Origin of the sequence: Rhodopila globiformis, assembly GCF_002937115.1 — a bacterium.
Taxonomy (GTDB): domain Bacteria; phylum Pseudomonadota; class Alphaproteobacteria; order Acetobacterales; family Acetobacteraceae; genus Rhodopila; species Rhodopila globiformis.
On sequence record NZ_NHRY01000148.1, the window covers coordinates 48,877 to 58,714 of the forward strand.

Genomic DNA, 9,838 nt, shown 5'->3' on the forward strand with positions numbered 1-9,838 from the left:
GGACAGGGCCTGTGTCTGAAACGCTGCTGCCCTATTACGATCGCGAGCTGAACGCCATCAAGCAGCTGGCAGGCGAGTTCGCCGAGGCGCATCCGAAGATCGCCGGACGCCTGCGCCTTTCGCCCGATGGCGTGGACGATCCGCACGTCTTGCGGCTGCTGGAAGGCATGGCGTTTCTCGCGGCGCGCGTTCAGCATCGCCTGGACGATGAATTTCCGGAACTCACCGACGCCCTGCTTGGGCTTCTGTACCCGCATTATCTGGCCCCGGTGCCGTCCTGCATGGTCGCGCAACTGGCCTGCCAGCCGGACCTGCTGACGCCGGCCCGGTTGCCCGCCGGTCTTGCCGTCGATACGGAACCGGTGCGGGGCGAAACCCTTCGCTATCGCACCACGACCCCGGTGACGCTATGGCCGGTCACGGTCGAAGCCGTCCGCCTGTCCGGACAGCCCATCGTTGCGCCCGCCAATCCCGCCGCGGCGGGCGCTGCCGCTGTGCTGCGCATCACCCTGGCGTGCCTGGTTCCAGAGGTAACCTTTTCGCAGCTTGCCATCGACCGTCTGCGTTTCTTCCTGCGCGGCCCGCCGAACCAGACCCTGCCGCTGTACGAACTCGTCTGTGGACACGTGATCTCGGTCGCCCTCGCCGACACCGCCGCCGATGCCAGCCCGGTCATTCTCCCGCCCGGTGCGGTGCAACCCGGCGGCTTCGGCCCCGACGAAGCCCTGCTTCCCTGGTCGGCCCGTGGGTTTTCCGGATTCCGGCTGATGACAGAATACTTCGCCTTTCCCGAGAAGTTCCTGTTCATCGACATCGGCGAACTCGATCGCAAGACGCTGCTGCCCTGCGGCAACCGCCTGGAAATCTTCCTCTATCTCGACCGCCCCGCGCCAGAACTTGAACGCACAGTCGGCCAGCAATCGCTGGCCCTTGGCTGCACGCCGCTCGTCAACCTGTTCCCGCAACGCTGCGAGCCCATCCCCCTGACGCACACCGATATCGAATACCGGCTGGAACCGGACGCTCGCCGCCCTCGCGCGACCGAGGTATGGGGGGTGGAGCGGGTGCGTGAAACGCTGCCCGATGGCACCCAGCGCCCCTGGTATCCGTTCCATCGGCTGACGGAGTCCGCCATCCGGACCGAAATCGCGGGCGGCCACTACCACGTCGCCCGGCGCGAGGCCGCGTTCGGCGTCCCGGGAACCGAGGTCTTCCTGGCTCCGCATGACCCGGGTTTCGATCCCGCCGCCGCCGCGGACACCGTGCTGTCCGTCGATGCGCTCTGCCTGAATCGTGACCTGCCCACTGATCTTCCTTTTGGTGGCGGCCATCCGACGCTTCGCCTCGTGGAAGGCATCGCCGCGGTTTCCGCGATCACGGCAGTTTCGCCTGCAACGAATACCTTGCGCCCACCGCTGCGCGACAGGAAATTCTGGCACCTTATCTCCCACTTGTCCCTGGGCCATCTGTCGGTCACCGGCGGCCCCGATGGCGCGGCGGTGCTGAAGGAGATTCTGCGGCTGTATGACCTGCGCAACACGGCGGAAACGCGGGCCGCGATCGATGCAATCACCGCGATCAGCAGCCAGCCTGGCGTGGCGCGCGCGCCCGAACCGCCGCAAACCGGTCAACATCGGCGTCGTGTCCCCCCTGTGTTCTGCCGCGGCCTCGACATTACCCTGGAACTGGAGCCCCGGGCATGGCAGGTCGGAGGACTTTTTCTGCTGGCATCGATTCTGGAGCGGTTCTTTGCCCTGAATGCGACGATCAACAGTTTCACGCGTACCCGGATCGTGCTCCGTGGCCGCCCGGGGGACGCCGCGTCCTGGCCGGCGCGCAGCGGGACACGGCTGCTGGGATGACCGCCGATCCGGCTGAACCCGCTCCCCTGGTCCGGCGGCCACGCAACGCGCCGCTCGCCCGCTTGCAGCGGCAGCCGCGCCGCTTCACCTTCGATGCGATGGTGCGCGTGCTGATGCGCGCGGCATCGACGGACGAGCCATCGTCCGCAGTCCGCTTCCGCACCCCGCCGGGCCTCGCTTTCCCGGCAGCGGACGTGCAGGAGGTACGAGACGCCGCATCCAGGCGGGACGTGGTCGTCGGCGTGATGGGCCTGACCGGTCCATCCGGGGTGCTGCCGCGATATTATTCTGAAATGATTGTGCAGACGCTGCGCGGCGGTTCGACTGCGCTGCATCAGTTCCTCGATCTGCTCGGCGAGCGCTTCGTCGGTTTTTTCGCGATGGCCGCGACGAAGTACCGCCCCTCCCGTGCCGCGGATGTTGCCCGGTTGCGGCGAACCCCGCAACCTGACGCCATTTCCCAGGTGCTGCTGGCGCTGACCGGGCATGCAACACCGCATATCGCGCCTCGCCTCGCCACCGGCGTCAACCCGCTGCTGCACTACGCCGGGCTGTTCGCCATGCGGCCTCGTTCAGCCGAACGCCTGGGTGCCATGCTGACGGACTGGCTCGGCACATCGGTGCAGATCATCGAATTTGCCGGCGCCTGGCTCTGGCTGCCTCCCGACCAACGCAGCCGTGTCGGCGTCGCCGGCAGTTTCCGTCAACTCGGGATCGATGCCGCGCTCGGCGTGCGTGCCTTCAGCCCGGAGGCACGGATGCTGCTGCGCATCGGCCCGCTCAGCCGGGCGGATTTCGACCGGATGTTGCCCGACCGGGAAATTCTGCAAAGTCTGGTATCCCTGGTCCGCGCATTTGTCGGGCCCGAGCTCGGCTTCGCGGTCAATCCCGTCCTTGCCGCCGCCGACGTGTCTCGCGCGGATACGCCCGGTGCCCTGCAACTTTCCCTCGACGCGGCTGTCCGGCCGCGCCTGGGCTGGAACACGTGGCTGCCCATCGACAGCGGCAGCTTCCTGCCGCAGCGCGACGCGGCCGATGCCATTTTCGATGCCGATGCGATCGAGGCGCAGCAAGCCCGAAGCAGCACGGCTCATACCAACCAGCGTACAGTCTGACCGTTGGGCGTCGGCGCCTGATCGTCATGGCCTGGCTTGTCCGCATAGGCGCCAACATAGCGGGTGCCGGGCCATGACAGGAGGGCAACGGTCACTCTCAATGCCGACTGGTATCAAAAGGAGCGTAGCATGAACGGCTGGAACAGCGGCTATGTCACCGACGTTCCCTACACGGCCGGGTGGTACAGCCAGCAATCGCCGGTGATGATGGCGCTGGCCTGCCAGTTGTGCGGCGTCGCTGTTCCGTTTCCGCGGGATGCAGACCCGGTGCATCTTCTGGAACTCGGTTGCGGTCAGGGCTACGGCGCACTCGTGCAGGCGGCAAGCAACCCGGGGTGGCGGGTCACCGCCATCGACTTCAATCCGACCCATATCGCTGCCGCGCGGGCGTGGGCGGTGGAGGCCGGCTTGACGAATATTTGCTTCATCGAAGCCGACCTTGCGACATTTGCCGAAGATCCGGTGGGGCGGGACATCCCCGAAGCCGATTTCGTCACCATGCACGGCGTCTGGAGCTGGGTGCCCGATTCCGTGCAGTCCGGCATCGTTCGCCTCTTGCGGCAAAAGCTGCGCGCCGGCGGTGTGCTGCACCTCAGCTACAACGGGCTGCCCGCCTGGGGTCCGGTCCTTGGCATGCAGCGCCTGTTGCGCGAAGCCGGCCGCCGCCTCGCCTGGCGCAGCGACCATCAGGCCGAGGAGGGCATGGCGGTGGTGAAGGCGTTGCTGGCGGCTGAGGCGCGCCATCTCGATCGTGCGCCCATGGTCAAGGCGCTGCTTGCGCGTCTAGAGGACGTGCCGCGTGGCTATCTCGCCCATGAATACATGAATGAATTCTGGCGCCCCTGCTTCCTGGCCGATGTCGCGGCGGCGCTGTCGGGTGCGAAACTGGAATGGATTGGTTCCTCGCAGCTGATCGAGAACTTTCCGGCGCTGACCATGACCGATGCCCAGCGGGCGATTGCCAACAGGTTCGAGGACCCGCTGATGCGCGAAATGGTCAAGGACCTGTGCGTGGAACGGTCACTGCGGCACGATCTGTTCGTCCGCGGCGCCCGGCGCGTCGGCAATGCAACCCGCGACGAGATGTTGATGGACGTCGTCATCGGCATGGGCGTCCATCCCGACGAGCTGCCGGCGGAGGTCGAGGTTCCGACCGGGCAGGCGCGGTTCAACGCGGCGTTCTACGGACCCGTGGTCGAAGCCGCGAGCCGGCAGGCCAGCCGCGTCGGCGACCTGCTGCGGTTGGCGGAGGTCGAGGGCAATCGCGACAATCCCGCAGAATTGCTGGGCATGTTGGTCGGCGCAAACCTGGCCTATCCGGTCCTGCGGCCGGATGCCGATCCCGATCCTGGCGCCATGCACTTCAACCGGATCGCCGCGCGCCGCCTTGCCCGCTCGGAAAGCCTGAACCGAGTCGTGGGCCTGGCGAGTCATCGCCTTGGCGCCGGGGCGCATGGCAGCCTTCTGGATCTGCTCGTGCTCGACCGGCTCGACGCCGGAGATGCGGTCGTACCGGACCTGCTTCGGCTGATCGCGCCTCCGTCCAACGCCGTCTCCGCGCTGCGGCAGGCGATCGAGCACAGCCTTCACCGCAGAATGCCGATCCTGCGCGCGGCCGGCGTTTACTGACGGCGACAGCAAAGCCGCACGCAGTTTGGGATTGGTGGACGGCGTATCTTCCGCGTCATGGCCGGCGCAGGCCCGCCATCCAGGCATTTGCCGTGATCGGCATCGCAAGGCGTGGACGGTCCGCCTTCGCGGACCATGACAAGGAGAGGACGGTGCCCTGCACCCAATCAGGCGGTGATTCCCGGATGGGCCCAAGGGGCGTCCCAACCTGCTTGCGGTTTGCTGTCACCAGTGTCGCGCACAACGGCCCGACGGCGGCATGTTGCGACGGGAGACTGTCCGCGCAGGCGCCGAACTGGCAAATTTCCGCGGCTTCGTCCAAAGTCACCGGAATTCAGCGAGAAGCGGGCGGGTGGCGATGGGCCTGAGGACAAAGTTCAATGTGGCTATCGTGGCGGCTTTCCTGATCGGTTTCGCCGCCGCGGGCTTCTTCCTGCGGAACCTGTTCATTGAGGATGCACGCCAGCAGGTGCTGCAAGAGGCCGGCATCATGATGAGCGCGGCCAATGCGATCCGGAAGTTCACGGATACCTATATCGGACCGCTGGCGGCACAGCAGAACAACTCCGGCCAGCAGTTCGTCGCTGCGTCCGTCCCGTCCTTCGTCGCGCAGACGACGTTCAAGACGCTGCGGGCACAGTACCCCGATTTCACCTACCGGGAACCCGCGTTGAATCCCACCAATCCCACGGACCGGCCAACCGACTGGGAAGCCGACTTCATCAATGCATTCCGCGACAAGTCCGGATTGAAGCAACTGACCGGCGACCGGGAAACCCCGACCGGACGCGTGCTGAGCCTCGCGCGGCCGATCCCGATCGACAGTCCCGCCTGTCTGCGATGCCACAGCACGCCGGCGGAAGCGCCGCCGGCCATGCTGGCCACCTATGGCCGCGACAACGGGTTCGGCTGGAAACTGCATGAGGTTGTCGGCGCGCAGGTCGTGTCGGTGCCAATGTCGCTGCCAATGCAACGGGCGGAAGCCAGGTTCATGGCCTTCATGATCATCCTGTTCGGGGTGTTCCTGCTGGTTTTGATCATCCTGAACGTATTGTTGCACTACACCGTCATCCGGCCCGTGCTAACGCTATCCCACATCGCCAACGCGGTCAGCCTGGGTGATTCAAGCGTGGAGGAGTATGAGCGGAAGGGTCGGGATGAAATCGCCATCCTGTCCAGTGCGTTCAACCGGATGCGTCGCAGCCTGGACAGCGCCATGAGGATGCTCGAGTGATGACCGGTCAGCTTCCATGAACGGCCCCGGCAAGCCGTCGGCGATCGGCCGATACCGGGTCGTGGATGTCCTTGGCCGTGGTTCGATGGGCGTGGTTTACCGGGCGCATGATCCGGTCATCGACCGCGATGTCGCGATCAAGCTGGTGCATCTCGATGCGGAGGATGCAGAGCAGCAAGCAGACTCGCTCCTTCGCTTCCGCAACGAAGTTCAGGCGGCAGGCCGGTGCGCTCATCCGAGCATCGTCGCGGTCTATGACTTTCTGGAACAGGATGGCGACCCGGCCATCGTGATGGAACTGGTGGAGGGCGGCAGCCTGCATCGCCTTCTGCGCGATCCCGGCCGGCGCGCAACGCTGTCACCGCAGGACGTCTTGCTTCCGGTGCTCGACGCACTGGGACACGCGCACGGGCTGGGCATCATCCATCGCGACATCAAGCCGGCGAACATTCTGCTCACGGCAGACGGCAAGGCGAAGATCACCGATTTCGGCATTGCCCGCGTTGCAGGAGGCGTCCACGCCACGCGGTATGGCATGATGCTGGGAACCCCGAGCTATATGGCGCCCGAGCAGGTGGAGGGCGACAAGGTCGATGCCCGTACGGACCTGTTTTCCATCGGCGCTGTACTGTTCGAAATGGTGTCGGGCAAGCCGCCGTTCGCAGGTTCGACCCTGACCGAAACGATTCTGCGCCTTTCCGGGCCCGATCCGGTGGATTTGCAACCGGTTCTGGTGGCCGGGGCCTACGCCTATATCGACATCCTGCGATGTGCGCTGGCCAAGAATCCGGCGCATCGGTTTCAGAGATCCGACGAATTTGGCGCTGCGTTGCGGGCAGTTGCCGGCGATCAGCCGGACGTTTCACAGGAAACCGTGATTTTCTCGCACCGGACAGGGCGTTCCTGGGATCCCGCTTTTCTGCAACAGGTCGAGCGGCAACTGGCTACGCTCACCGGGCCTATCGCGAGAACGGCCGTCTTGCGTGCCGCCGCGAGTTCCAACAGTAACGACGAGCTCTATGCGACGCTGGCACGCGGCCTGCCCAATCCGTCCGATCGCGTGCGATTCCTGCGCGCCGTCGGAGGCGGCCGCCGCGAGCCGACATTGGGCGCGACATTGGGCGCGACACTCGGTGCGCCGCTGAGCGGCAATACGTCCTTCGGAACAGCCGCATCGCAGGCGCCACGGCCGCCATCGGCAGTGTGCCCGCAGGCATGGACTATTTCCCGCGAGGCGATGGCGGCGGCGCAGGCTGTCTTGGTCGTCTATACCGGCCCGATTGCCCGCATGCTGGTGCGGAAGGCGGCAGCCGAGGCTGTCTCAAGCAAGGATTTCATTGAGCGCCTGTGCGCCCATGTCACCCGGTCGGATGAGCAGGCAAAGCTCCGTCGCCAGTTGCGGTCGGAAGTCGAGCCAAAGCTGAACTGATCGCCTGTCGGAGATGATCTGGAATGCAGGCAACCGGATGCAAAGATTCCGGAAACGGTTCGCCGCGACCGTAGCTCATACCGTCCTGACGATAAGGCAACGTCTACGCAGTCTGCCCGGTCTGCGATATGTTGTAAGTTGGTGCCTTCGGCTCGCCCTGGCTATTACGGCTAATAGATATTCCCGGCCATCGGGCAAGAGCCTGATTTTGCGGTCGTTTCCGAGATCTGTGCATCCGGTGGGGGATACAGGCAGCCGCGCCGCTTCATGACGTTGTTGATCACGTCGTGCGAACTGGCGGCGCTTCCATCTCCGGTCCAGGCGCCATTCCGCCGTCGCGTGACAAGAACAGGGGGCGCTATGGCCGGTAAAGGTTCGTGCGGCTTCGCGCCGGCAGCGTACCGCGCGCACGCGCCATCCCCAACGGGTACCTGAAGACACATCTTGGTGAACGAGCACTGCTACTTTTACGTTGTCTGGCTTTTTGGCTATGAGTGGCTGTTTTAGTCGAATGATAAGCTTAGGTTTGGTGGCAGCCGGACGCGAGCAGCGCGGGTTGTCGGCGAACAATCGGCCAACTGCCAGTGTTGCCAGGGGAAAATGCGTACAACAATCGAACGTATCGGCAAATATGAGTTGAAAGCCCCCCTTGCGCGCACCCCCACGAGCACGGTTTACGAAGCCTGGGACACCGTCATCGCCCGTCGTGTCGCCTTGAAGCTGATGCCGCTGTCCGCCGTGGAAGAGTTCGATGAGCGGGAGGCGTTTGCCCGGTTCAAGCGCGGCGCACAAGCCGCCGGGCAACTCAATCACTCGAATATCGTCGCAGTCTATGACTTTGGCGAGACCGACTCCTATGCCTATCTGGTGATGGAGTTCGTTAGCGGCACGACACTGAAGAATGTCTTCGATGGCAACCAACGCTTCGCCTTGCCGGAGATCTGCAGGATTATCGGATCGGTTCTGGACGCCCTTCAGTACAGCCACGACCGCGGTGTGGTCCATCGGGACGTCAAGCCCGCCAACATCATGCTGACCAAGGAAAAGCAGGTCAAAATCACCGATTTCGGCATCGCGCGCCTGGAGGACAGCCAGATAACCCAGGCGGGGATGGTCATCGGCACGCCCGCGTACATGTCCCCCGAGCAGTTTCTTGGCGAAAACATCGACTGGCGCACGGATATCTATTCCGCCGGCGTGGTGCTGTACCAGATGCTTACCGGGGAGCGCCCGTACGAAGGCAACCTGGCGACGATCATGCATAAAGTCCTTTATGGATCGCCGCTTCCGCCATCCCGGGTGTCCACGCTGGTGACGCCAGCACTCGATGCAGTTGTCACCAAAGCAATGGCCCGCGACCGGGAGAACCGTTTCAAAACAGCAAGCGAGTTCCATGAGGCGTTGCTGACGGCCGCGATGCCTGCCGCGCCGGATGCCGGGAAAGCTGCCCCGATCCCGCTCCGCCCGAATGGTCAGGCCCGTCCGCAGCGGGCGAAAAAGTCTGCACCGGCCATCGGCGTCGTTGCCTTCGGCGGCTTGATTGCCGCAGCACTTGGTCTCGGCGGCTACTATGTGGTCCGGCAGTGGACCTCGCCGGGCAGCGCTGATATGCAACAAAATTCCGATGCCGCACGTGTCCAGCAACAGGCACAGGCGCGCATTCTTGAGGAGCAGGCCCGCCAGCAGCAGGCACAGGTTCGACTTCAGCAGCAGGATGCCGCTCGGCAACAACAGCAGGCGCAGCGTCAACAGGAAGAGGCAGCACGCCAGCAGCAAGCACAACTGCAGCAAGAGCAGGAAGACAGTCAACGCCAACAGCAAGCCCTGCGGCAACAGGAAGAAGAGGCACGTCAGCGGCAGCAGGAAGCGCAACGGCAGGCGGACCAGCAGCGCCAGCAACTGGAGGCGCAGCGGCAGGCGGACCAGCAGGCCCGCTTGCAGCAGGAGATGGCTCGGTTCAAGCAACAGGAGCAGGCGCGTCTGCGCCAGCAGCAGCAACAGGAACTTGCACGCCAGCGGCGTGAAACTGCTCGCCAGGAACCGGAACATAATCGGCTGGCACGGGAGCAGACAGGAGCAAAACCGAAAGCGGCCGACGACGACGCGGCAGTGGGCGGAGCGGCCAAGCCATCCTATCCCGTTACATCGACCAGCGGCGCGCTCGGACTTCTTTGCGTCTCTGTCACCCCGGACACCGCCGGCCGCTTCGGGCTGCAGACGCCAGAGGGCATGATCGTCACTGGCGTCCTCGCCGGCGGCGCTGCGGAGCGGGCAGGCATTCGGCTCGATGACCTGATCCTGAAGGTAAAGGGGCTGGAAATCAGCAACTTGTCGTCACTGTCGAAAATCGCCAGTGATGTCCCGCCGGGACAAACGGTGCCGGTGGAAATCATCCGCGACGGAAACCGCCACGTCCTGCGCCTTTCTCTGGATGCAGTCCGCCGTTAGAAGGCTTCCGGTTCGAGCAGATCCGGGGGTAAGCCCCTTCGCCACGGGCCGCGGTTGATTGGGCCGATTCGCTGCCAGACGAACGCGACCTGTTCGTGCTCTCCGCGACCACCTTACCCGA

The 9,838-nt window shown here is 64.7% G+C and carries 6 protein-coding genes; all 6 read left to right on the plus strand.

The window, feature by feature from the left end:
• The first annotated feature begins 11 nt into the window (after positions 1-11).
• The 6 genes from tssF to CCS01_RS14880 all read left to right on the plus strand — a co-directional run bounded on the left by tssF (position 12) and on the right by CCS01_RS14880 (position 9,717).
• Positions 12-1,862 carry a type VI secretion system baseplate subunit TssF gene (tssF, locus tag CCS01_RS14855; protein WP_104519580.1) on the plus strand — a complete coding sequence of 617 codons (1,851 nt, stop codon included), beginning with the start codon at positions 12-14 and terminating at the stop codon, positions 1,860-1,862.
• Positions 1,859-2,977: a type VI secretion system baseplate subunit TssG gene (gene tssG / locus CCS01_RS14860; RefSeq protein WP_104519581.1), complete on the plus strand. Its 1,119-nt coding sequence runs from the start codon at positions 1,859-1,861 to the stop codon at positions 2,975-2,977. Before tssF ends, tssG begins: the two co-directional genes overlap by 4 nt.
• 129 nt (positions 2,978-3,106) lie before the next feature.
• Positions 3,107-4,606, plus strand: a complete 1,500-nt coding sequence (locus CCS01_RS14865) for a class I SAM-dependent methyltransferase (protein ID WP_104519582.1) — start codon at positions 3,107-3,109, stop codon at positions 4,604-4,606.
• A 391-nt stretch (positions 4,607-4,997) separates the two neighbouring features.
• Positions 4,998-5,840 (plus strand): c-type heme family protein, encoded by an 843-nt coding sequence (locus CCS01_RS14870; RefSeq protein ID WP_239992168.1) that lies wholly within the window; start codon positions 4,998-5,000, stop codon positions 5,838-5,840.
• Positions 5,841-5,856: 16 nt separating this feature from the next.
• On the plus strand, positions 5,857-7,269 hold the full coding sequence (locus CCS01_RS14875) for a serine/threonine-protein kinase (protein WP_104519584.1): 1,413 nt from the start codon (positions 5,857-5,859) through the stop codon (positions 7,267-7,269).
• 600 nt (positions 7,270-7,869) lie between these two features.
• Positions 7,870-9,717: a protein kinase domain-containing protein gene (locus tag CCS01_RS14880; protein ID WP_104519585.1), complete on the plus strand. Its 1,848-nt coding sequence runs from the start codon at positions 7,870-7,872 to the stop codon at positions 9,715-9,717.
• Positions 9,718-9,838 lie beyond the last annotated feature (121 nt).

Excerpts from the sequence above, each read along its gene's own strand:
- tssG (WP_104519581.1), top strand. The coding sequence starts at position 1,859 with ATGACCGCCGATCCGGCTGAACCCGCTCCCCTGGTCCGGCGGCCACGC.
- CCS01_RS14865 (WP_104519582.1), top strand. The coding sequence starts at position 3,107 with ATGAACGGCTGGAACAGCGGCTATGTCACCGACGTTCCCTACACGGCC.
- CCS01_RS14875 (WP_104519584.1), top strand. The coding sequence starts at position 5,857 with ATGAACGGCCCCGGCAAGCCGTCGGCGATCGGCCGATACCGGGTCGTG.
- CCS01_RS14880 (WP_104519585.1), top strand. The coding sequence starts at position 7,870 with ATGCGTACAACAATCGAACGTATCGGCAAATATGAGTTGAAAGCCCCC.